18 protein-coding genes, 1 pseudogene and 1 riboswitch are annotated in these 23,116 nt (G+C 51.0%); of the genes and pseudogenes, 9 read left to right on the plus strand and 10 right to left on the minus strand.

Translation table 11 applies throughout. From position 1 onward, the window contains the following. Positions 1–97 precede the first annotated feature (97 nt). Complete coding sequence (locus D6029_RS13780; RefSeq protein WP_120065301.1) at positions 98–1,897, plus strand: carbon starvation CstA family protein; 1,800 nt, start codon at positions 98–100, stop codon at positions 1,895–1,897. Between the two features lie 52 nt (positions 1,898–1,949). On the opposite strand, the gene D6029_RS13785 is transcribed toward D6029_RS13780, so the two are convergent. Both D6029_RS13785 and D6029_RS13790 read right to left on the minus strand, forming a co-directional pair. Continuing rightward, on the minus strand, positions 1,950–2,330 hold the full coding sequence (locus D6029_RS13785) for a hypothetical protein (RefSeq protein ID WP_208642683.1): 381 nt from the start codon (positions 2,328–2,330) through the stop codon (positions 1,950–1,952). A gap of 202 nt (positions 2,331–2,532) precedes the next feature. Next, a complete protein-coding gene (locus D6029_RS13790) occupies positions 2,533–4,944 on the minus strand; it encodes a DUF3772 domain-containing protein (protein WP_167456005.1) in 2,412 nt (803 codons plus the stop codon). 451 nt (positions 4,945–5,395) lie between these two features. Between D6029_RS13790 and fimA the strand changes: the two genes are divergently transcribed. The 5 genes from fimA to sfmF all read left to right on the plus strand — a co-directional run bounded on the left by fimA (position 5,396) and on the right by sfmF (position 10,953). Continuing rightward, complete coding sequence (gene fimA, locus D6029_RS13795) at positions 5,396–5,947, plus strand: type 1 fimbrial major subunit FimA (RefSeq protein WP_120065302.1); 552 nt, start codon at positions 5,396–5,398, stop codon at positions 5,945–5,947. 158 nt (positions 5,948–6,105) lie between these two features. Further along, positions 6,106–6,801, plus strand: a complete 696-nt coding sequence (fimC, locus tag D6029_RS13800) for a type 1 fimbria chaperone FimC (RefSeq protein ID WP_120065303.1) — start codon at positions 6,106–6,108, stop codon at positions 6,799–6,801. A 34-nt stretch (positions 6,802–6,835) separates the two neighbouring features. Beyond that, positions 6,836–9,403 (plus strand): fimbrial biogenesis usher protein, encoded by a 2,568-nt coding sequence (locus D6029_RS13805; protein ID WP_120065304.1) that lies wholly within the window; start codon positions 6,836–6,838, stop codon positions 9,401–9,403. Between the two features lie 19 nt (positions 9,404–9,422). Next, a complete protein-coding gene (fimH, locus tag D6029_RS13810; RefSeq protein WP_120065305.1) occupies positions 9,423–10,427 on the plus strand; it encodes a type 1 fimbria D-mannose specific adhesin FimH in 1,005 nt (334 codons plus the stop codon). A gap of 46 nt (positions 10,428–10,473) precedes the next feature. Continuing rightward, the gene (gene sfmF / locus D6029_RS13815; RefSeq protein ID WP_244212411.1) at positions 10,474–10,953 is read left to right on the plus strand and encodes a fimbria assembly protein; all 480 of its coding nucleotides are present in this window, start codon (positions 10,474–10,476) and stop codon (positions 10,951–10,953) included. A 75-nt stretch (positions 10,954–11,028) separates the two neighbouring features. Here the strand turns inward: sfmF and fimZ are convergent, their stop codons facing one another. The 4 genes from fimZ to D6029_RS13835 all read right to left on the minus strand — a co-directional run bounded on the left by fimZ (position 11,029) and on the right by D6029_RS13835 (position 16,146). Beyond that, a complete protein-coding gene (fimZ, locus tag D6029_RS13820; protein WP_120065307.1) occupies positions 11,029–11,661 on the minus strand; it encodes a fimbria biosynthesis transcriptional regulator FimZ in 633 nt (210 codons plus the stop codon). Positions 11,662–12,250: 589 nt separating this feature from the next. Next, positions 12,251–13,081: a helix-turn-helix transcriptional regulator gene (locus D6029_RS13825; RefSeq protein WP_120065308.1), complete on the minus strand. Its 831-nt coding sequence runs from the start codon at positions 13,079–13,081 to the stop codon at positions 12,251–12,253. 155 nt (positions 13,082–13,236) lie between these two features. Beyond that, complete coding sequence (locus tag D6029_RS13830) at positions 13,237–13,842, minus strand: fimbriae biosynthesis transcriptional regulator FimW (protein WP_120065309.1); 606 nt, start codon at positions 13,840–13,842, stop codon at positions 13,237–13,239. A 174-nt stretch (positions 13,843–14,016) separates the two neighbouring features. Continuing rightward, positions 14,017–16,146: a sensor domain-containing phosphodiesterase gene (locus D6029_RS13835; protein ID WP_167456006.1), complete on the minus strand. Its 2,130-nt coding sequence runs from the start codon at positions 16,144–16,146 to the stop codon at positions 14,017–14,019. 434 nt (positions 16,147–16,580) lie between these two features. Further along, positions 16,581–16,673, plus strand: a riboswitch (TPP riboswitch). A gap of 36 nt (positions 16,674–16,709) precedes the next feature. Here D6029_RS13835 and thiM point away from each other — a divergent pair. The 3 genes from thiM to D6029_RS13850 all read left to right on the plus strand — a co-directional run bounded on the left by thiM (position 16,710) and on the right by D6029_RS13850 (position 19,117). Continuing rightward, positions 16,710–17,498 (plus strand): hydroxyethylthiazole kinase, encoded by a 789-nt coding sequence (gene thiM, locus D6029_RS13840; RefSeq protein WP_120065311.1) that lies wholly within the window; start codon positions 16,710–16,712, stop codon positions 17,496–17,498. Next, positions 17,495–18,304: a bifunctional hydroxymethylpyrimidine kinase/phosphomethylpyrimidine kinase gene (gene thiD, locus D6029_RS13845; RefSeq protein WP_120065312.1), complete on the plus strand. Its 810-nt coding sequence runs from the start codon at positions 17,495–17,497 to the stop codon at positions 18,302–18,304. The genes thiM and thiD overlap by 4 nt, the downstream gene beginning before the upstream one ends. Positions 18,305–18,370: 66 nt before the next feature. After that, entirely contained in the window at positions 18,371–19,117 is a 747-nt protein-coding gene (locus D6029_RS13850) for a GntR family transcriptional regulator (RefSeq protein WP_120065313.1), read from the plus strand. Here D6029_RS13850 and D6029_RS13855 read toward each other — a convergent pair. The 4 genes and pseudogenes from D6029_RS13855 to D6029_RS13870 form a co-directional block, all read right to left on the minus strand. Next, entirely contained in the window at positions 19,091–20,071 is a 981-nt protein-coding gene (locus tag D6029_RS13855) for a PfkB family carbohydrate kinase (RefSeq protein WP_120065314.1), read from the minus strand. The two genes, D6029_RS13850 and D6029_RS13855, sit on opposite strands and share 27 nt — an antisense overlap. A gap of 1 nt (position 20,072) precedes the next feature. Further along, positions 20,073–21,074, minus strand: a complete 1,002-nt coding sequence (locus D6029_RS13860; RefSeq protein ID WP_120065315.1) for an ADP-ribosylglycohydrolase family protein — start codon at positions 21,072–21,074, stop codon at positions 20,073–20,075. After that, a complete protein-coding gene (locus D6029_RS13865; RefSeq protein ID WP_120065316.1) occupies positions 21,074–22,351 on the minus strand; it encodes a nucleoside permease in 1,278 nt (425 codons plus the stop codon). Before D6029_RS13865 ends, D6029_RS13860 begins: the two co-directional genes overlap by 1 nt. Before the next feature lie 235 nt (positions 22,352–22,586). Next, positions 22,587–22,829, minus strand: a pseudogene (locus D6029_RS13870) (nucleoside permease); the annotation flags it as partial. Positions 22,830–23,116: the final 287 nt, after the last annotated feature.

Genomic DNA, 23,116 nt, shown 5'->3' on the forward strand with positions numbered 1-23,116 from the left:
ACGCAAATACAACCACTCACCAAAACTCCCACTCCTTGCACCCCCGCCCCATGCCAGCATAGCGCTGAATTTTTTCTCTTTGGCTCTGGAGTGGGTTATGCAACACGCACTAACGTTTGTTATCGCGACCCTGTGTATTCTGGCTATCTGCTATCGCCTTTACGGGGTGTTTTTCGTCCGTAAAGTTCTGAAGGCTGATGACTCTGAAATCACACCGTCACATGTTCTTGAGGACGGCAAAGACTACGTCCCGACTAAAAAATGGGTTAACTTCGGCAGCCACTTTGCTGCGATTGCCGCCGCTGGCCCGTTGGTTGGCCCGGTTCTGGCCGCGCAATATGGTTATCTGCCAAGCTTCCTGTGGTTGGTGATTGGCTGTGTGGTGGGCGGCGCGGTGCACGACACCGTGGTGCTGTTCGCCTCCATGAAACACCGTGGAAAGTCGCTCTCAGAAGTGGCAAAAGCGGAGCTTGGCCCGGTCGCTGGCTGGTGTACTGGCCTGGCGATGTTATTCATTATCACCATCACCATGGCGGGTTTATCGATGGTTGTGGTGCACGCGCTGGAACGTAACCCGTGGGGCACGTTTGCGGTGTTTATGACTATCCCGGTGGCGATTTGCGTTGGCCTGTGGGAACGCTATACCGGCAGCATGCGCGGCGCGACCTGGGTGGGGATTATCGTTATCTTCGCCTGCGTGATCATCGGCCCATATATCCAGGAATCGTCATTCGGCGAATGGCTGAGTCTGCGCGCTTCAACCGTCAGCCTGGTGCTGCCGTTCTACGCCTTCTTTGCCACCGCTTTGCCGGTGTGGATGCTGCTGACCCCGCGCGGTTACCTTTCAAGCTTTATGAAAATCGGCGTGTTCGGCGCGCTGGTGGTGGGCGTGGTGTTCATCAACCCGGAAATTCAGTTCCCGGCGGTGACGCAGTTTATCCACGGTAATGGCCCAGTTCTGGCTGGCCCAGTCTGGCCGTTTATCTCTATCACCATCGCCTGTGGCGCGATTTCTGGCTTCCATGCGTTTATCGGTTCCGGCACCACGCCAAAACAAATCGACAAATGGAACGACATTCTGCCGGTGGCTTTCGGCGCGATGTTGGCGGAATGCGTGGTGGGCGTAATGGCACTGATTGCTGCCACGGCGCTGCATCCAGCAGATTACTTCGCGATTAACTCCGCACCGGAAGTGTTTGCTGGTTTGGGCATGAACGTGGTGAATCTGCCGCAGTTGAGCGAATCCATCGGCCTGGATTTATACGGTCGTACCGGCGGGGCGGTGACGCTGGCGGTCGGCATGGCGGATATCTTCACCCGCATACCATGGTTCAGCCATCTGGCGTCTTACTTCTTCCAGTTCGTGGTGATGTTCGAGGCGGTGTTTATTCTGACGGCGGTGGACTCCGGTACTCGCGTCGCACGTTATTTACTGCAAGATTTCCTCGGTGATATCTGGGCTCCGCTCAAACGCACTAACTGGATGCCAGGCGCGATTGGTTGCAGCATCGTGGCTTGCCTGTTATGGGGTTACTTGCTGAACTCCGGCGATATCAACTCGGTGTGGGCGCTGTTTGGCGTATCTAACCAGTTAATGGCGTCGATTGGCCTGATGATTGGCGCGACCATTATCCTGCGCATGTCAGAAAAACGCTGGTACGTACTGACTTGCCTGGTGCCGTTGTCGTATCTGTACGTGACGGTCAACTACGCAGCGTACTGGATGGTGAAAAACGTCTACTTCAACAGCGCCGCGAAAGGTTTCAACATCTTCAACGGCACGATTTCCATTGTCATGGTCGCGTTGGGCCTGGTGATTATGGTGGCGTCGATTCAACGCTGGTTCGTGCTGTGGCGTGCTCGCGGGAATAACGAGCCGATTGAGTTGTTGTCTTAATAAGAATTGATTTAATGACGTACTAAAAGCCGGTCCTCCATGACCGGTTTTTTTATTGGCAGGCTTTCATTTCTGCGTTAGTCAGATCTTTACGGCTGCAATCCAGCGGGCGACCGGATGGGCCTTTGGCATCAGCAGCGGCTTGCTCAGCAGAAACAATCATGCCGTGCGCGCGATGTTTGCCTGTCCAGCTGACATCTGCTGAACCGTCCGGGGAGGTGGAAATTGACAGCACAACGCCCTGGCCAGTGGCTTCGTAATAGTTGTCGTTGATTTTCTTCAGCTTCATTTCTTTGCCGTTCAGGTAAACCGGGCCGCCCTGGTCGATATGCACATCACCCGGTTGGCCTTTGCCGTTAAACAGCGGCAGCGCAGCGCTGGCAGAAAAAGCGACAAAACCCAGAACCATCACTAACGTTTTCAGTTTGCTCATCATTAACTCTCTTATCAGTATTTTTTCTCAATTTATTCACAACCGTGAATATGAGAAATGGAATATTTCCGGAGCGAGATAATGCTGCCGGACGCCTGAACCCTTATTGATTTGTATCAAACTGCTGAATGGGTTTGATGGCGATTATTCTTAATAATGATGATTCCGCTACAACCCGTTTCCACAGATTGTAGCGGCAGACTTACTCTTCGGTGGCGATTTTGCTGATTGGTTGCTCGAGTACCATGGTCTGCGTCTGGCTCAGGCTAACACCCGCCGCGCGCAGCATTTTGAGGATTTCATACAGCAAGTCGCTGCGCGTTGAGCTCACCATGCGCGGGCTGTTTACATAGCCGGTTACGCTCAGCACGATGCCGGTTGGCCCCAGCTCTTTAAAGCTGACGGAAGGCTTCGGGTTTTCCAGAATCGATTCATGCAGATTATAGGCTTCGAGCAATAAATTACGCACTTGCTCTGGGTCGATATCCAGCGGGAAGGTCAGGGCAATGGTTGCCACGCCTTGTGCATTGCCCATCGTGGCGTTACGCACGTTCTGCGAAATGAGCTGCGAATTCGGCACGATGACCGTGGATTTGTCGCCTAACTGAATCTCGGTGGCGCGCACATTGATGCGACGGATATCCCCTTCAACGCCGCTGATGCTCACTAAATCACCCACTTTCACCGGGCGCTCGGTTAACAGAATCAGGCCGGAGATAAAGTTCTTCACGATTTCCTGCAAGCCAAAACCGATACCCACCGACAGGGCGCTGACGATCCATGCCAGTTTGTTCCATTCAATGCCGAGCATCGAAAGGGTGAGCATGATAATCAGCACGTAGCCGACGTTGGTAAACAGCGTCACCAGCGAGGCACGCAGGCCGCGATCCATATTGGTTTTTGGCAGGAAATCATTGTCCAGCCAGCGGCGCGTGGAGCGCAGCACATACCAGCCGACCACCAGACACAGCACCGCATTAAGCGCATGTGCCGGGATGATGTTCATGCCTTCGAGGCCTTTTCCGCCCCACATATCGGCAATCTTGGTCAGCAACTCCATCGGCGTCGTGGTGCCGAAAGTGCCGTTCAGCAGCGCTACGGCGGCCATTATGAGCAGCGTCGTTTTGCCTAGCGCGGAGAACAACGTTGCGGCAAGCGACAGGTGACGGTCATTCACACTCAACGTGCTTTTGAGGATTTTCCCGCTCTGGGTGGAAGGCGAGAATACCGCTTCACACAAATCAACCACGAAATGAATCAGCAGATACAGGCTGGAAACCACCAGCCCAATCCACAGCAATTCGAAGGTGACGAAACGCGCCAGCGGGATGTAACCAATCAGCAATGCCAGCAGGATGACGAACGCGGTGAGGCTGATGACCAGGTGAATCAGGCCCGCGACCGTTGAGCGGGCTTCGGTTTGCTCGCCATCGGCACGCATTTTACGGCGGATACGGTTAACGCGAATCGGGGCGATTAAACAGTTCAGCGCCACCAGTAATGCGGAAAGACCATTACCAAAGAGCGTGGCGGCAATACTCGCGCCGACCAGCGCGTTGAGTTGTTCAATAATGCCGAAGATAAAGATAAACGTTGCCAGCAAAATCGGGAATGTCGCCAGCGTTTTAGCGATGGGATCGGCAATGCCTGGCAGTCGCCAGGAAGGGTGGTTATTGGAGAGCAGTGCGATACCCAGCCCGGCGATCACCGCAGAAAAATAGGTGAGTTCAACTAATTGCTCGGCAAATTCGTTGATCAACGCGGAGGTATCGGGCAGGCGAGTGAAGATATAACACAGCAACTGCATGCTGATGCCCAGCGTCAGCGTGGTGCTTAACGTGGTGAAACAAGCCAGGAAGCTGCGACGAAAACGCCCCTGCGGCAGCCAGCGCGGCAAAATCCAGTTCATTGGGCTATCCAGCCCACGGCGACCCAATAGCCCAATGCCCAGCGCTAACAGCAAATAGATCCCGGTGCCCAGACGCCATTCTTCGCTCCACGCCTGGTCCCACGCGTTGCTAACCTGCGTACCAAAGTCCCCAAAACGTTCGGCGTCTTTATCGCTATAACTCACTACCGGCGACCAGAACTTTTCACCGAGAATACTGCCGGTGTTCAGCGCGATTTGCGTTTTCAGCGCGTCACGACGCAACCCGGAAATTTGTGACGACAGGTTTTGCGCGCCCACGGAAATCGCTTTCGTTTGCTCAATTTGGGTAGTGAGCAACGTTTTGCTGTTATTGAGCTGCTTGCGTTGGCTCACCACTTGCGGCGTTTCTGCCAGCGTGCCCGGCGCAGGGGCTGGCCCCAGAACATCAAGCTGCGCCTGAATTTGGGTTAATTGCGGAGCCAGCGCCACGGCGAGTTTGTCGGCTTCGCTCGCCAGCTTTTGCGCATCGTCGTTAAGACTGGTGAACTGCTTGTCCATTTTCGCGGCGGAGACGCGCTGTTTTAACGCATCCAGGCGTTTTTGCAACGCAGGCAGCGCGGTGCTGGCGTTGACCTTTGCAGGCTCTTCGGTGGCAGTTTGTCCTGTAGAATCATCAGCATGTGATATCAAAGGAGTCAATATCAGGCAGGACAATAATGCCAACAACAAAGGCATTTTTAACATTTTTTGTATCATCAGGATCGATCCAGTGAATCAATAATTTAACGGCTTAAAAACATTGGCTAAGAATATCTGTTATTCGCCCGGAATGTACCAGGTTTTATCTGTACTCGTCATACTCCAGGCCGCCTCTTTGTTGGCTACGCTCACTCTCCACAGACACTTCCTTTTGGGAGTGGTTCTTTTGTCGCCACTATTTCTTAGGCGTTAATAAGACATTCCTTAGGCATGATAAAGGTTTGGTACATGTTATTAAATGTGTATTTAACTTAAATTATCCCCCGTCGAAGATATTGGGATTTAAATGAAAATCACAATCTCGCTGATAACGATAAATAAATATCTCCACAGGGAATGAGGGGAGGGAATAGGCTGCCTATGGCCTCGGTTATTTACTGGAATAATGAAGGATGCATTATTCAAACAGGGTATTTTGATAATAAAAGGAATCTCAATGAAATTCAGCAAAATTGCATCTACTTTGGTTGCGGGTATTGCATTAGTGAGCGGCGCAGCACAAGCCGATGCGGTCACTGTTAATGGCGGAACTATTCACTTTAAAGGTGAACTGGTGAATGCAGCCTGCGCAGTCAGCACTCAGTCTTCCGATCAGACGGTGAAATTGGGCCAGTACCGCACTGCGGCATTTACTAAAGTGGGCGATACCTCCGCTCAGATTCCATTCACTATCGTGCTTAATGATTGCGATACATCTGTTTCAACCCTGGCTTCCGTCTCCTTCTCTGGCCAGACTGATGCCACCGATCCTACGCTGCTGGCGATTAACTCGGGTGACAACAGCACCACAGCAGGCGGCGTGGGTATCCAGATTCTGGACAACAAATCTAAAGTGCTGACCCCGGATGGCGCAGTATTCTCCACCGCGCAGACTCTGATTGATGGCACTAACACCTTGCCGTTTACCGCGCGTTATAAATCTACCGCAGCGGTTGCAACAGCCGGTCAGGCGAATGCAGACGCCACCTTCGTCATGAAATACGAATAATAAAAACCTCAAAAATGAGGTATGAGACTGATGACAAACCCCGTATCCACCCTACAAAACCCGTTCATCAATCTTAATCTAAAGCCTCAGCAATGAGGCTTCATTTATTAATTCATTATTGCTGAAGTTAAACAGAGAAATAATGATGGTGCCGTGTAATGACGACTTTATTTAAACAAGGCTCGGCCATAATGCTGTGCCTGTTAATGCTGGGCTTTAATGTACAAGCGGCCGGAGGCATTGCTCTGGGTGCAACTCGGGTTATTTATCCTGCTGAGGCAAAACAAACCTCACTCTCAATTAAAAATAGCGACAATAAAGAACGCTATCTTGTGAACTCGTGGATTGAAAATAACCAGGGCGTGAAAGATAAAACGTTTATTGTAACGCCGCCGCTATTTGTCAGCGAACCCTCAAGTGAAAACACGCTGCGCATTATTTACGCCGGGCCGCCGTTGCCAACTGACCGCGAGACGATTTACTGGATGAACGTGAAAGCGATTCCTTCGGTCGATAAAGATAACCTCGAAGGCAGCAACGTGCTGCAACTGGCGATTTTGTCGCGCATCAAGCTGTTTGTGCGCCCTAAAAACCTGCAAATGCAGCCAGAAGAAGCGGCAAAACAACTGCGCTTTAGCCGTAGCGGCGGGCAGTTGAGCATTCACAATCCTTCTCCCTATTACGTCAGCACCGTCAATCTAAAAATCGGCAACGAAAAACTCGCCAATACCATGGTCGCGCCAAAAAGCGTATCGCAGGTGACGGTTCCCGCAGGCCTGAAAGGCGCTATCTCCTTCCAGACGGTGAATGACTACGGTGCGGTCACGCCGGTGCAAGCGGGCGTAATGCAGTAATGCAGGTGATCTGCACAATAAGGATACCTGGCAGATGAACAATAAGTCAGTCACCCCGCTTGCGGCGATGATAATGGCAGCCCTCTGGCCCGGAATAAGTTCAGCTGAAAGCTACTTTAACCCTGGGTTTTTATCGGCAGAAGACGCCGCCGTGGCGGATTTATCACGTTTCGAAAAAGGCAGCCACCAGGCTCCGGGCGAATATCGCGTGGATATCTGGCGTAACGATGAATTTATCGCCACTCAGGATATCCGTTTCATTGCCAGCGACGCCAAAAGCGGAAAAGCCACATCAAGCGGGCTGGTGCCGTGTCTGGACACTGAGTGGCTCAAACGCCTCGGCTTAAATATGCTCGCTTATCCTCAACTGGCGAAGTTTAAGGCCGGTGAATGTGTGCCGATGGCAACGCTTATCCCTGATTCCGAAACCCACTTTGATTTTGCCAAATTACGCCTTGATATCAGCTTGCCGCAGGCGTCGCTGCTCAACAGCGCACGGGGTTATATTCCCCCGAACCAGTGGGACGAGGGGATCCCCGCCGCACTGCTGAACTACGGCTTTACCGGCAACCATGGCAGTTCTGACGATAACTATTATTTAAGCCTGCAAAGCGGCCTGAACTATGGGCCGTGGCGATTGCGTAACAGCGGCGCCTGGAGCTACAGCCGGGGTGATGATTACCGAACCAGCCACTGGAACAACATCAGCACCTACGCGCAGCGCACGATTATCCCGCTCAAAAGCGAGCTGGTGATGGGCGACAGCAATACCGGCAGCGACGTGTTCGACAGTCTCGGTTTTCGCGGCGCACGGCTTTATTCGGCGGATAATATGTATCCCGACAGCCTGCAAGGCTACGCGCCCACGGTGCGCGGTATCGCCCGCACTAACGCCAAAATCACCATCCGCCAGAACGGCTTTGTGATTTACCAAAGCTACGTTTCGCCGGGTGCGTTTGTGATTAGTGACCTCAACCCGACCTCGTCCAGTGGCGATCTCGACGTGACGCTCGAAGAGAAAGACGGCACGCAGCAAAAATATACCGTGCCGTACTCCACCGTTCCGTTGTTACAGCGTGAAGGGCGGGTGAAATTCGACGTTGTGGCCGGGGATTTCCGCAGCGGCAGCGACCAGCAAACTACGCCATTCTTCACCCAGGCCACGCTGGTGGCCGGTTTACGCGATGGCTATACCGTTTATGGCGGCACGCAGCTTGCTGAAGATTACACCGCGCTGGCAATGGGCGCGGGCAAAAACCTCGGCGAATGGGGAGCCATTTCGATGGATGTCACCCACGCCCGCAGTCGGCTGGCGGATGACAGCGAACATCAGGGCCAGTCACTGCGCTTCCTCTACGCCAAATCCCTCAGCGATTACGGCACCAACTTCCAGTTGCTGGGCTACCGCTATTCCACGCGCGGCTTTTATACGCTCGACGAAGTGGCATACAAAAATATCGAAGGCTATGAATACGCCGATGAAGCAGACGGCGGCGGCAAAAATGAGCCGGTGGTGCAGAGCTACCACAATTTGCGCTACAGCAAGCGCGGGCGTTTTCAAGTCAACGTTTCTCAATCGCTGGGGGATTACGGCTCGCTCTACCTTTCCGGTAGCCAGCAAACATACTGGGAAACCAATCAAAACAACACCTGGTATCAGACCGGCTATGCCAGCGGCTGGCGCGGCATAAGCTATTCGCTTTCGATGTCCTGGAGCAAATCCGTCGGGATTTCCGGCAACGATCGCATTATGGCTTTCAACCTTTCCGTGCCGTTCAGCACCTTGTTGGGGCATGGATATTCGCGCACCAGCACCCTTGATCGCGCGTATGCCACCTTTGCCGCCAGCAATAATTCTGATGGCGACGCCACGATGCAAGCCGGGATCGGCGGCACGTTACTGGAAGGGCGCAATCTCAACTACAGCGTGACTCAGGGCCATAGCGATACCAACGGATACAGCGGAAGTGCGAATGCCAACTGGCAGGCGACTTACGGCACGCTCGGTCTGGGCTACAACTATGACCGCGATCAGCATGATTTCAACTGGCAGGCGTCCGGCGGAGTTATCGGGCACGCAGATGGCGTCACTTTTAGCCAGCCGCTTGGCGACACCAACGTGTTAATCAAAGCACCGGGAGCCAGCGGTGTCAGCGTCGAAAATCAGACCGGAGTGAGAACCGACTGGCGAGGTTATGCGGTGATGCCGTACGCCACGGTTTATCGCTACAACCGCATCGCGCTCGATACCAACACCATGGATAACCACACCGACATTGAAAACAACGTCAGCAGCGTGGTGCCGACGGATGGCGCAGTTGTCCGTGCGGAATTTAAGGCGCGAATAGGCGTGCGAGCCATTATTACCGTCACGCGAGCCGGGCGTGCGGTGCCGTTCGGTTCCGTGGTGCGCGAAGAAACTAGCGGGGTCACCAGCATGGTTGGGGACGAAGGGCAAATCTATCTCAGCGGCTTGCCGCTTAAGGGAAAACTACTCGTTCAGTGGGGCGATGGCAAAGGGTCACAGTGTCTTGCGCCGTATACCTTGTCGCCGGAAAGCCTGTCTCAGGCGGTTGTCGTGGCGAGCGCGACCTGCTCATAAAATTTTCAGGGATCTGTTTATGAAATTGATGACATTTTTAGCGGGATCGATGCTGTTGACTTGCACCTTCCCCGCGTTTGCCACGGTCTGCAAAAACTCCAACGGGGTGCCGACGGATATTTTTTACGATTTGTCGGATGTCTTCACCAGTGAAAACAATAACGTCGGGCAAATTATTACCCTGGCGGCGAAATCAGGCTGGGTGGGTGTGAATGCCACTTGCCCGGCAGGAACCCAGGGCAACACCACCATGCGTAGCTACGTGACTTCGCTTCCGGTGCAGGAAACCATCGGCGGCTATAAATACATGAAACTCAATGACTATCTAGAAGGGGCGATGAGTATTACGGACAGTTATGCCGGGCAGTTTTACCCGCCACGCAATTACATTCAGATGGGAAGTGACAGCGCTGTTTCTAAACAGCAGCCTTTTGGCGTTCAGGACTCGAAGCTAATTTTTAAGCTCAAAGTGACGCGCAAATTTATCAATATGGTGCCGATCCCCAGGCAAACCATGTTTACGGTGTATGTCACCACGCGAAACACCGACCCGCTGACCACGCCGGTTTATACCATCAGCTACAGCGGCAAAATCGAAGTGCCACAAAACTGTGAGATTAACGCCGGGCAAATCGTCGAATTTGATTTCGGGGATATTGGCGCATCGTTGTTTAGCCAGGCGGGAGCGGGGAATCGCCCGCAAGGCGTGACGCCGCAGAGCAAAACGGTCGCCATAAAATGCACCAATGTGGCGGCACAGGCTTATCTATCGCTGCGCCTGGAGGCGGAAAAAGCGTCCGGCAAAATGATGGTATCGAACAATAACGATCTCGGGTTTATCGTTGCCGACAGTACCGGGCAACCGCTGACGCCCAATGATCTCAGTAGCAAAATCAAGTTCCAACTTGATGATGCCGCTACGGCGCAAGTGGGTATACGCGCCTGGCCGGTGAGCGTCACCGGCAACAAACCTGCGGAAGGGCCATTCAGCACGCGGGGTTACTTGCGGGTGGATTATGACTAAAAAATCATTCGGGACTCTGGTGCGGGTTTTATTGCTGACTAGCGGCATGGTGAATTACGCACAAGCGGGCTCTTCGCTCGGTGAAGTGAATATCGAACTGCGTGGAAACGTGGTGGATTTCAGCTGTTATGTAGAAATCGGCGACGAAAACAAAACGGTGCAACTCGGGCGCTGGCCGACAAAAGAGCTGCGTACCGTAGGCAGTACGACCCAAAGCATGCCATTCACCTTAAAGCTGAACGGTTGCCCTCCGGGAGCGGCATCGATTACTTTTTCTGGCAAACAAGCCGCTGGTAACCCCGGATTACTGGGGCTGAACGACAGCAGTGGGGCGACAAACGTGGCTATCGAATTGCGCGATAAAGACAAAACGCCATTGCCGCTAGAGCAGGCAAGTCAGGACGTGGCGGTCGATGCCAACGGCAATGCGGTATTAAACTTCTTTGCTAATTACATCGCGCTGGCGGATAACCCGCAGGCAGGGCAGGCGAATGCCGATGCGACTTTTATGATCAATTATTATTAGTTTGCCAGGAAGTATCTCAAGGGCATTAAAAAACCGGGGCAAGATCCCGGTTTTTTAATGCCAACTGTGATGCGTCTATAATAATTCTTTTACGCGTGCGTAATCGATAAGCTCGACAATAGAAGTGACATGCAGTTTTGAAAATATATTTGATTTATGCGCACTGATGGTTTTGTTACTGAGCAGCAATTGCTCGGCAATCTCCTTATTAGACAGGCCATTCGCCAGATAACGTAATACGGTTATCTCTCTATTAGACAATGGCATATCATTGGTGGCTCCTTTACGTGAACCCGCGTTACTGATTAATTCCAGTGTTTCAGAAGGGAAGAAAGAATACCCCGAAAGCAGCATTTCGACCGCATGATAGATATCTTCCTGTTCCTTCCTTTTGCTAACAAAACCATTTGCGCCAGCCTGAATAGCACGCCCTGCATAAAATCGCTCAGATTTTGATGATAAGAAAAGTATGCGAGTGTCTGCTTGTATGCTTTTGATTCGCTTTAATAAAGTAAAGCCGTCGATAGACGGTAGCTCAATATCCAGAATCACTAAATCGACAGAATGGGTGCGCATATAGTTAATCACCTCCCGGCTATCGTCCGTTTTCATAACAACATCAATATTTTTATTTTTCTGTAGCAGAACTTCTATCGACATTCTGACAATAGGGTGTTCGTCCATAATAATGACGGATGCAGGTTTCATATTCTTGCCTCGGTTTTGAGAAACACATCGCATTGACACAGATTCACTGGCTGTGAAAGCAGCGAAACTATTCACTGATGAGGTTTTTATATTGTATGCAAGATGTTTCCTTGAACTTAAAACAGTCCTTCAAATTTACTATTCCATAGCAGATTTGTGCGTTACAAAAGGAATTATTTCATGAGCTAAATGAATGTTTCATATTAGCTAAATGAATGATTGGATTATACAGCCATATTATTTCAGAGAAAGGCTACAGTTTTCTCCAGGCAATAATGCGATGATCAAATTCTAATTAAATTGGTTAATTATTTGTTATTTGGGTAATGCGCCTGTGTTAAGTTAAATGAATGGCAAAAAAGCGCGTTTTGAATATAAAGAATAGTATGAAATCTTAAATGTTTCTTAATTGTTATGCATAACATGGAATCATTGCATGATTTATCCCGTGAAAGCGGCAGAGCCAGCGGGAAACTCAGTTTCCAGGAATAGTTGTAATTGTGAATCAATTGATCTGTTTTAACAAAATTTAAACAATGAAAATAGGCAATTTCTTACGCTTCACTTGAAAGCGTGATATTCAGCGCGGCTACTCTTTCCCCGCCAGCGGGCAGGTTAATCTATTTAACAGGTGTATCAGTTCTTTGTTGTTTTTTAGCCCAACACGGGCGGCAACGCGGCCAAGTGTGTAAACAACGTAGTGGTAGGGTTTACCAAAAGACCGGGCGATGGATTTCAGCGATTCGCCTTTTGCCACGGCCAGCAGAATGTTCCATTCACGGGAAGACAGCGGAGCCGCAGGGGCAAATTTTTGAGTAAGAACAAGCCGCTGCACGTGTTGTTTTTGAACCAGAGCGTTATGCAATTCGGGCATTCTTTGCCGCCGTTCCACCACCGGAAAATCTGATGCCGCATCAATGAGCATGACAACATTCATGCAGCGGCAAGCCGTAAATTGCATGACATTGAGTTGAGGCCAGGTTTTTTGCCATTGCCGTATGGTATTCAGCACGTCAATGGCTGCGACATTCACGCCATCTAAATCGATCAACATTCGCGGTTGGGGACTGCGGTTTAGCAATTTCTCGGCCTCATCGAGCGTTGCGCAGACGTGAGTACGCTGGTACTTAAAAAAGTGCTCGGTCAGTGCCAGAGACAAAAAGTTGTCGCGGGTCATGAGGATAAGATCAAGAGGCTCCCGCGCAGGCTCTGCGCGAATCTTATATTGCAGAGATTCCAGGCGGTCGAAGATTATTGGTATCACTCTGGCGTGAGGATGATCAATGCCTCCGTTTCTGATGCGGCGAAATCTGCGTTTGCGTGCGGCTATGTACAAAAGCTCAGTCTTCCATTGCGCGAACAAAAGGGTATTCGCGTTGATACGGCAGGGAATCAATGCTGAATCAGACGTTATTTCCATTTTATGTTAGTGGCATAAACGCATCGCTAACGTCCGACAGAAGCTGAATGTTTACAGCTTCTGATTATATCGTTGCAACGGATACTGACAGGGATTAAAAGTGTTAGATATTAGGTTTGCCTTAAGTACATATAAGGGGTTTCTTAAATAAAATTTCAGTTAGGGATTAAAAACAGAAGATGAGCTTTTACAAACTTGCTCAATTCATATTGATTACGGATGCCCAGTTTTTTCATGATCCCCTTACGGAGCAACCTGGCGATATTTTCATCCATTTTCAATAAATATGCAGACTCTGTTAGAGAATGACCCTTAGCGATGTGGCAAAGCAACTGGCGTTCAGCCACAGTGAAACTGCGTGTTGTGCAGTAGTGGCAAATCCCGGCGGGAACCGCAATGGAATTATTCCCGTCTCTGGCTGATTCAGTCCATCCACTTATTTTGCGGGTTATTTCATCAATTTCATCTTCCCTGTAGATAACGGGCAACATATACAAACACGGGCGAAAAATAAGGTTCTGGTGTTCTTTTTTTCGGCATATGAGAATAATTCGTTGAGACTGAGTTGCCGCTGGCATTTGATAGCATTCGGCTGTGACCCAATGATCATCAAGAGACAGAAACACAATATCGGCGCAATGGTGGTGTTCAGGAGATAAAAAACAAAAATCTTTTTTTAGGTAATGGCACACTTTTTCAACGATTATTTTAATACCGTGAGTGAAATGGCTATTTTTTTCCCGTATTGCAATCTTAAGCATAAGATCTCTCATTGAGAAATAAATCGAATGGCGATCGTAATAAAATTAGCAGTGAAACAAAATCACCTGAGACTTAATCGAGGCGTCGCTGAGGATGAGACAATGCCAGGGGAATTCCTGGCATTAAAAATAGGGGGGGAAATTAAGTAACAGTGCCGAATGTATGTAAAGCGATCATTTCTTTAATGATTCAATAAGAACGGGTTTCCCGGTGTGGTAACCCTGTAGCCAGCCGATACCCATGTTTATCAGCATTTGTTTGATCTCTTCGCTTTCAACAAATTCTGCGACGACTTCCAAATTCTTGAACTTTGCGGCTTCGCAAAATGACATCACAATAAAATGGTCGAATTTTTCAGCAACGATATTGCGAATAAACGAACCATCTATTTTTAGAATATCAGCTTCTAAATTTTTCAGGCGCGAGTAGCTTGAAGCGCCGGTGCCAAAATCATCAATCGCAATCTTACAGCCCAGTTTTCGCAGCTCGCGCAATACGGATGAAGCATTAAGATTATCAATTATATCTGACTCAATGATTTCAAAGATCACGCGATGCGGGCGTATTGACCAGATAGCGAACAAAGCATAAATCCGGTCGAGGAAATCGGATTTTATTAGCGACTGCGGGGTAAGATTTATCGAGAATCGACTCTCCGAATGTGATTCCCCAAGGGAATGCATAAAGCGAAACGTCTGCTCGATTACCGTCATATCCACTTCTGCCAGCAGGCCAGCCTCCTGCGCCACGGGCAAAAAGGTATTCGGGAATAGCAGCGTATTTTCGCCAGTTTTAATGCGAATCAGTATTTCGTGATACCGCTCGGCGCTTGTTGTGGAAACGATAGGCTGAGCCATTAAGACAAACGATCTCTGGTCTATCGATTGCTGTAACAAATGGCGGATGACGCTGGGATTGTTATTATTTTCGCCTGGAGCATCGATATTCAGCGTTTCTGGTCTGCCATTTTTGAGTGACACAAAAGTGCTGGCGTTGAGCTGCCCGACAACAGAAGAAAGATTAGTGATATTGCTGCCATTGAGAATATAGGACAAGCCAAAATTCAAACCTAACTCCATTTCTTCCCATGAGAAACGGAATGCGGACATGGCCTTGTAATAAGAGTCGATTAGCGTGTCATTGATATCGTCGAGGCGAAGGAGAATACCGTAACCGGGACTGTAATAAATATTGTCATGACCTCTGAGCAGTGGTTTCAGATATTCAACAACGGCTTTAACAAATTCAAAGCGGAAGGTAATGCCATGAGCCTGGGTCAGGGAGTTTAATTCAGGGCACTGAACGCTACACAACCCTGCGCCAGGAAAGCGAGGAATGTCATTTTTCAAGGCGCGAAGATTGGGTAAACCGGTATGAGGCTCTGTTAAAGAGACGCGTTTGAGATGCCTGATGTATCTCAAAATGCGGGTTGCCAGCACACCGACCAGCACGATGGTCAGTGAAAATATCGCGATCATTGAAGAGGCCATCGCCAGGTGCCTGACGTAATGCTCTTCGGTGAAGTCGTTACTCCTCGCGATATAACTGTCGCTGTAATGACTCAACAAAATCAGCATGAAAACCCATAACGGGTTAATCAACGCATGCCCTAAACAAATAGCCCCCCACAGCATGATCGGCAAAAGCCAGACCAGGGAATAATCTGTGAACAGCAAGAAATCCTGGTTTGCAATAATCAGGCAATACATGATGGTAACTAACATCATTACCCAGGTTATTTGCTTAACGGCAGTCGGCCCTTCGACAATCAGCGCTTTCAATTGCCTTAAATAGCTGAAAAACCACTTCGGCTTGTAGCAAGCTCTAATTACCAAGTAACAAAATGGGATTCCAGTAATACAGGAAGTTAACATCCACTGAATATTAATTAACGTCGCGACGCTAAATATTTTTGCATCATAGGGTGAAGTGATGTGGAATTTTAACAATAGCCAGTGATGCAGCAGCGTAAATACAGCCGTATTAAACAAAATAAGCCAGAAAATGCGTTGCGCGGTAAGACGGCTGCGGCCAAAACTCACTGCACCTCTTTTCCCGGTGATGAAGAAATAAATCACGGCGCTGCTTAACGCCGCAACAATTTGCGCCGCAATCTCTAAAAACTCAAAAAGAGGATAGCGCCAGAAGCTGTAAACGGCGAACAGAGCCAGCGTAGGCAGGGCGCGGCGATGGTATAAAATCAGCAGTGCGGAGATAACCGGTAATGTCAGGTCATAGAGTTGCAGTGTGAAGCCACTGACTTCAATGCTATAACTCAGGCTCGCGGCAAGTGAGTAAAACACAATAAATGTTAAAAACAGTTTGCTGTGTCTTTTAAATCCGTCAGAGAAAACCATGTTTGTTAGTGATAATTTCCAGAATTGTTTAATAGTCGAGCTTTTCTCATCATGAATTTTTAACTTTCAATCATCTGTCTGTACAAATATCAAGCGCATTATTTTTTAGACGGCTAGATGATATTTCAGAGTATCAGTATCATATTAAACAAACATTAAACTGTCTTGTGATTATTGATTTTGCAATGATTGAATCTTGAAACTTAAATAATATGTAGAATAAATGAAGTTCTAAATGTTATTTATTTTCTGCCAATGTTGCCCTGAATGATTGAATAGGGCTATTACGTTCTAAGGGAAGTCTTCTTAACGGGTAACGGCACAGGCGGTTTACAGCCACTCCCGCAGGCATTATTCTTGTGGTCGATAAGATATGTTTTATCAATGACTCGGGGTGCCGTTGTAAAGGCTGAGAAATACCCGTACCACCTGATCTGGATAATGCCAGCGTAGGGAAGTCAGATGCCTGCCTGGTCATCTCTTCTTCACGCCAGGCAGGAGCTTAAAAGATGCAACCTGACCTGCTACCCGGCCCTCGCGCCGCCTCTGTTTTATACCAATTACGCAGTACGCCCCCTTTAGTTCATTGCATGACCAACGACGTGGTGCAAAATTTTACCGCCAACGTGTTGCTCGCCATTGGTGCCGCTCCCGCGATGGTCATCGAAGCGGAAGAAGCCGCGCAATTTGCGCCTGTTGCCAGTGCGTTGCTGATTAATATCGGCACATTAACCTCCGCAAGCCGTCAGGCTATGCTGGCCGCCATTCACGCAGCGAATGAATCTGACACGCCATGGGTGCTTGACCCGGTGGCGGTCGGCGCTCTGGAATTTCGCACGCAATTCGCCCGTGAAATCCTTGCGCTAAAACCCGCCGCGATTCGCGGGAATGCTTCAGAAATCCTCGCATTAGCGGGCGAGCACTCCGCAGGCCGGGGTGTCGACAGCGCTGACGACGCACTTTCCGCCTTGCCCGCAGCCCTGAAACTGGCGCAACTCACTGGAGCGGTGGTCGCGGTCACCGGCGAGGAAGATTACATCACCGATGGCGAAAATGCCTGGAGCGTGGCGGGCGGCGGCGTGCTGATGACGCGGGTTGTTGGCACCGGTTGCGCGCTTTCAGCCGTGGTTGCCGCCTGTTGCTCGCTGCCAGGTTCACGGCTGGATAATGTCGCTGCCGCCTGCCAGTTTATGAAATTAGCCGGTGAACAGGCGATTGCCGCAAGCCGCGGCCCCGGTAGTTTTGTCCCGGCGTTTCTCGACGCGCTTTATGGACTCAAGGCGGAGGCGCTGGCATGAAAGGGCAAAAGCGGATTAACGCATTGACCATCGCCGGAACCGATCCGAGCGGTGGCGCAGGGATTCAGGCCGACCTGAAAACATTCTCGGCACTGGGCGCGTATGGCACCAGTGTTGTCACCGCGCTGGTGGCGCAAAACACCCGTGGCGTGCAGTCGGTTTATCGCATTGAACCTGAATTTGTTGCCGCCCAGCTTGATTCGGTGCTCAGCGATGTGCGCATCGACACCATAAAAATCGGCATGTTGGCGCAAACCGATATCGTGGAAGCGGTGGCGGAACGTCTGGCCTTTTACCAGGCGAAAAACGTGGTGCTCGACACCGTGATGCTGGCGAAAAGCGGCGATGCGCTGTTGGCACCTTCGGCGGTGGAAAGCCTGCGTCAGAAGTTGTTGCCACAAGTCGCGCTGATCACGCCCAATCTGCCGGAAGCCGCCGCGCTTCTGAATGCAACCCATGCGCGTAATGAGCGAGAAATGAATGAGCAGGGCGACGCGCTGCTGGGAATGGGTTGTAAAGCGGTGCTGATGAAAGGCGGCCATCTTGATGATGCCGAAAGCCCGGACTGGTTATTTACCCGTGATGGCGCACAGCGTTTTACCGCGCCGCGTGTGCAAACTCGTCACACTCACGGCACGGGATGCACGCTTTCTGCGGCACTTGCCGCACTTTATCCGCGTTATAACGACTGGCCGCAAACCATCGCTGCGGCAAAAATGTGGTTATCCCAGGCGTTAGAACAGGCGGATTCCCTGGAAGTCGGGCATGGAATCGGCCCGGTTCACCATTTCCATGAATGGTGGTAATACCAATACAAGACCATGGTATATACTTTATTCCCTTTATCTCCATCTTCCGGATACTTACGTCACATGGAACCAGCCCACAGCCAGCTTATCGAACAACTCATCCAGCGTTTCTCTGAAGCCGATAATATGCCGCTGTATCTGAAATTCGCCGAAACGGTGAAAGCGGCGGTGCGCAGCGGCGGTTTGCCGCAGGGGAATATTCTGCCGGGCGAGCGTGACCTGAGTCAGTTGACCGGTGTTTCGCGCATCACGGTGCGAAAAGCGATGCAAATGCTGGAAGATGAAGGGGTGGTGACGCGTTCCCGTGGCTACGGCACGCAGATTAACAACACGTTTGAGTATTCGTTGAAAGAGGCGCGTGGTTTTTCGCAGCAAGTGGTGTTGCGCGGTAAAAAGCCGGACACGTTGTGGGTAAACAAGCGCGTGGTGAAATGCCCGGCGGATGTGGCAGAGCAACTGGCGATCGCCGCCGATAGCGACGTTTTCTTGCTTAAACGCATTCGCTACGTGGATGAAGATGCGGTTTCGGTGGAGGAATCCTACGTGCCTGCGGAGTTGATTGCCGATGCCGACGACATCGGCGTTTCGCTGTATGACTACTTCCGCAGCCAGAATATTATTCCCCAGCGAACGCGCAGCCGCGTCAGCGCCAGAATGCCCGACAGCGAATTTCAGACGCATATCAAAATGGAAACGCCGGTGCCGGTTCTGGTGATCAAACAGGTGGCGTTTGATTCGCAAAACCGGCCAATCGAATACAGTATTAGCTACTGTAGAAGTGACTTATATGTGTTTGTCTGCGAAGAGTAAGGCTTGCTCAAGTTCAGCCAGATGCGGCGCGCAATCGCCGCCGCGATGGCTCACTACATAAGACGCCACGGCATTTCCCAGGCAAACCGCATCGTCCAGATTCCAGCCAGCGGCTAATCCCGCCAATGTGCCGCCGGCGTGGCTGTCGCCCGCGCCAATGGTGTCCACCACTTCCGCCGGGAAAGGTGCTGCCAGCCCGGTTTTATCCTGTGAAGCAAACCACGCGCCTTGTTTATCGAGGCGCACAATTAATGGCGAATCAAAGCGTTGCAGCCACGCCTGGCAAATTCCCGCCATATCTTCTGCCGCCACATTCAGCCATTCGGCGGCAATCGCCGCTTCCTGGCGGTTAAGGGAAACAATCGGTTTGCAGGCCATAATCCGCGCCAGAAGTGGAGCAGGGATATCCGCAATGCGCGGGCCAAAATCGATAAAGGCGGTGACTTCGTTTAGCGATTCCAGCCAGCTGACTAATAATTCTGCGCACGGGCCAGCAAGCTGATAGCCTGAAAGCGAAAGCAGGGTGCCAGGCGCAAGCTGCAATTTATCGAGCCACGCCTGATTCCACTGATGCTCGACGCCGCGAAACGACATAAATGTCCGCTCGCCATCCGGTTCAACCAGCGCCAGACACCAGCCGTTGTCGCCGCTGTCGGTGTGGATTTCGCTCTTGATGCCTTGCTTTTCGAGGCTCGAGCGAATGATATCCGCCCAGGTTCCCTGGCCAATCGGCAGCGCATTTTGCGAAGCAATACCGAGGCGTGAAAGCGTCAGCGCAATGTTCAATGCGCAGCCGCCGATATTCACGCTTTGCTGCTGCAACTCAATATCACAACCGCGCCACGGCAGGGCATAAGCGTCGGCAATCACGTCGATCACTGCCGAGCCGAGCACGCACACCGGGCGTTTTGCGGCAAGCGTCGGCAAGCGAGACTGCAATTCACGGGCATTCATGTCACACCTCCCGCTGATGGCGATACGCCATAAACAGGCGGCTGTAGCGCGTAAAGTCGAGCTGATTCACTTCATCAAGCTGGCGTTTCAGCTCGCTATCGATGCTTTCCACGCCGTGAAGCGCGCCGCAAATTGCCGTCGCCATCGCGCCGATGGTGTCTGTATCGCCGCCGAGATTAGCGCACAAAATCGCACAGCGGTTCGGGTTAGTTTGCGCCAGTTCCACCATCGCAATCGCCGCCGCCACGGATTCAATGGTGCTGGTTCCGGTGCCGACCAGTTGATAAACCTGCTCCATGCCAGATTCGGTGCCGCGCGCGGTTCGGGCAACGTTTAGTGCCAGTTCAATGCGTGCGCCGAGCGACGCGTTAAAGGTGGTGACTTTCTTTTCTTGCGCGTGGCGCGCAACGGACGGCAGCTCGTCGCAAATCGTTTCCCAACTCGCTCCTTCAATCGCTTTAGAAATCGCCCAGGCAATCACGACTGCGCCGGAAATCGCCAGGTCGGATTTGTGCGTCGGGCTGGAAGCGAGCGCCACTTCATCAATAAAGGCGTCGAGATTGTGCGTCGGCAACAGGCAACCGAGCGGCGATGCACGCATGGCGGCACCGTTGGTGACGCCATTGTTTTCCAGTTCGCTGACTGGCGTGCCTTGCTTAATCGCATTCAGCGCGATTTTGGACGTTGGCCCGAGAACGTTCTTGTTGAACGCGTCGAAGCCCTCGGCCCAGCGCAGAATATTGCGGCCGATAGTGTCGGGATGAATGGCGCCATCATGTTCGATAATCGCATCGGCCAGCGCCAGCGCCATCGACGTATCGTCGGTGAACTCCGCGCGGTTGAAATAACAAGCGGCATTGTTTTCCGCAGGGCCTGGCAGGAAACGGTCAATCCAGCCAAAGTGCGCTTTCACCCGCGAGCGCGGCCACAACTCCGACGGCATGCCCATCGCGTCACCTAATGCCTGGCCGTAAAAGGCCCCGAGAATGCGATTTTCCATCATTATGCTTCCTTTAAATCTTTTTCAGATTGGTTGCCAGCAACGGCAATCGTGGTGATTTCTTTGTCGGACTCGCGGAAGAACACCATGAACAGCACGGTAATCACCGCGATCATGATGGCACCAAAGCCCCACATTCCCGCCCAGTTGAAGGTCTGGCCGTTGACCGGCGACGGGTAGGCGAACATTTTTTCCATCAGTTGTGCGCCGATGCGATAACCGAGCAGGCTACCAAAGCCTTGGCAGCACAGCGTGATAAGCCCTTGTGCCGCGGTGCGCATGTGAGTTGGCGCTTTTTTATCGACGTAGATATAGGCGGTGACGTAGTAGAAATCGTAACTCACGCCGTGCAGTAAAATGCCGAGGAACAGCAGGCCATAAGTAAAGATGTGATCCGCGCCGCCGTAGACGAAGAAACCGTAACGAATCGCGGCGGTGATAAGACCAAACAGTAATACCTTTTTGATGCCAAAGCGCTTAATGAAGAACGGCAGCGCCAGCATAAAGAAGATTTCGGAGAACTGACCGAGCGTCATCCATCCAGTGGCGTTATGCATTCCGACTTCGGTGAGGTAGCCGTTGGCGAAGATGTAGTAGAACGCCAGCGGCATGGCAAACAGGAATGAGCAGAAGAAAAAGACGAGGAAGTTTTTGTCTTTCAGCAACACGATGGCATCGAGGCCGAGCATCACTTTCAGGCTCATCTTGCCGGTACTTTTCGGCGGTGTATTCGGCAGTGTTAATGCGAATACGCCCAATAATGCAGAGCTGGCGGCGGTGATAATCAGCGGAATATTGGTCGGTGAGATATCGCTAAAGCCGAGCATCTGCGGCAGGAAACCACACACTAAACCTGACGCAATCCAGCCGATAGTGCCCATCACACGAATGCGCGGGAAGTCGCGTTCCACATCATCGACGTTGGAAAACGCGATGCTGTTAGTCAGCGCAATGGTCGGCATATAAGTCAGGGAATAGGCCAGCAGCAGCGGGAAGAAATACACAAACTCAGTTTGCTGAGCGGCGAGATACATTAACACCGCACCGACGAACATCAGCAGCGCCAGCACCTTCTGCGCGGCAAAGAAACGGTCAGTCAGCGAGCCGACCAGAATCGGCGAAAGGATTGCGGCGATGGCGGTACAGGCATAAGACCAGCCGATTTCAGTCGGGCTAAATCCACTTTTACTCAGGAACAGCCAAAGAGGGACGAACCAGGCGCCCCAGATAAACCATTCAATAAACATCATGAATGAAAGGCTAATTGTTGTACGTTTCATACGTTGAACCTTCATGATTGTGTTGGGTACGCCATTACCATACCAATCAACAATACCTTTTAAATACCTTTGTGTTGGTTTTATGAGGGAGGTAGCAAAATTTGTGACATGACGTCTGGGGGGGCGGTGGTTTTCCGTTCACCTGAAAGATCTCAGATCCTACATATTTCTGCGAACGGTGAACGTGTAAGGGGGATTACGACATCCCACCCTGACTTATGGGGAACACTGGGGCAATCAGCAGCGCCAGCACCTTCTGCGCGGCAAAGAAACGGTCAGTCAGCGAGCCGACCAGAATCGGCGAAAGGATTGCGGCGATGGCGGTACAGGCATAAGACCAGCCGATTTCAGTTGGGCTAAATCCACTTTTACTCAGGAACAGCCAAAGAGGGACGAACCAGGCGCCCCAGATAAACCATTCAATAAACATCATGAATGAAAGGCTAATTGTTGTACGTTTCATACGTTGAACCTTCATGATTGTGTTGGGTACGCCATTACCATACCAATCAACAATACCTTTTAAATACCTTTGTGTTGATTTTATGAGGGAGGTAGCAAAATTTGTGACATGACGTCTGGGGGTGCGGTGGTTTTCCGTTCACCTGAAAGATCTCAGATCCTACATATTTCTGCGAACGGTGAACGTGTAAGGGGGATTACGACATCCCACCCTGACTTATGGGGAACACTGGGGCAATTTATACCGGGAACAAGGTCAAAACCGGCTCGGTGTAGTCTTTGGGTTTTGACTTTTTGTTTTGA

The organism is Buttiauxella izardii, assembly GCF_003601925.1.
GTDB lineage: Bacteria > Pseudomonadota > Gammaproteobacteria > Enterobacterales > Enterobacteriaceae > Buttiauxella > Buttiauxella izardii.

Excerpts from the sequence above, each read along its gene's own strand:
- D6029_RS13830 (WP_120065309.1), bottom strand. The coding sequence starts at position 13,842 with ATGCTTAAGATTGCAATACGGGAAAAAAATAGCCATTTCACTCACGGT.
- D6029_RS13805 (WP_120065304.1), top strand. The coding sequence starts at position 6,836 with ATGAACAATAAGTCAGTCACCCCGCTTGCGGCGATGATAATGGCAGCC.
- D6029_RS13785 (WP_208642683.1), bottom strand. The coding sequence starts at position 2,330 with ATGAGCAAACTGAAAACGTTAGTGATGGTTCTGGGTTTTGTCGCTTTT.
- fimZ (WP_120065307.1), bottom strand. The coding sequence starts at position 11,661 with ATGAAACCTGCATCCGTCATTATTATGGACGAACACCCTATTGTCAGA.
- D6029_RS13850 (WP_120065313.1), top strand. The coding sequence starts at position 18,371 with ATGGAACCAGCCCACAGCCAGCTTATCGAACAACTCATCCAGCGTTTC.
- fimA (WP_120065302.1), top strand. The coding sequence starts at position 5,396 with ATGAAATTCAGCAAAATTGCATCTACTTTGGTTGCGGGTATTGCATTA.
- thiD (WP_120065312.1), top strand. The coding sequence starts at position 17,495 with ATGAAAGGGCAAAAGCGGATTAACGCATTGACCATCGCCGGAACCGAT.
- D6029_RS13865 (WP_120065316.1), bottom strand. The coding sequence starts at position 22,351 with ATGAAACGTACAACAATTAGCCTTTCATTCATGATGTTTATTGAATGG.
- fimC (WP_120065303.1), top strand. The coding sequence starts at position 6,106 with ATGACGACTTTATTTAAACAAGGCTCGGCCATAATGCTGTGCCTGTTA.
- sfmF (WP_244212411.1), top strand. The coding sequence starts at position 10,474 with ATGGTGAATTACGCACAAGCGGGCTCTTCGCTCGGTGAAGTGAATATC.
- thiM (WP_120065311.1), top strand. The coding sequence starts at position 16,710 with ATGCAACCTGACCTGCTACCCGGCCCTCGCGCCGCCTCTGTTTTATAC.
- D6029_RS13855 (WP_120065314.1), bottom strand. The coding sequence starts at position 20,071 with ATGAATGCCCGTGAATTGCAGTCTCGCTTGCCGACGCTTGCCGCAAAA.
- D6029_RS13860 (WP_120065315.1), bottom strand. The coding sequence starts at position 21,074 with ATGATGGAAAATCGCATTCTCGGGGCCTTTTACGGCCAGGCATTAGGT.
- D6029_RS13790 (WP_167456005.1), bottom strand. The coding sequence starts at position 4,944 with ATGTTAAAAATGCCTTTGTTGTTGGCATTATTGTCCTGCCTGATATTG.
- D6029_RS13825 (WP_120065308.1), bottom strand. The coding sequence starts at position 13,081 with ATGGAAATAACGTCTGATTCAGCATTGATTCCCTGCCGTATCAACGCG.
- fimH (WP_120065305.1), top strand. The coding sequence starts at position 9,423 with ATGAAATTGATGACATTTTTAGCGGGATCGATGCTGTTGACTTGCACC.
- D6029_RS13780 (WP_120065301.1), top strand. The coding sequence starts at position 98 with ATGCAACACGCACTAACGTTTGTTATCGCGACCCTGTGTATTCTGGCT.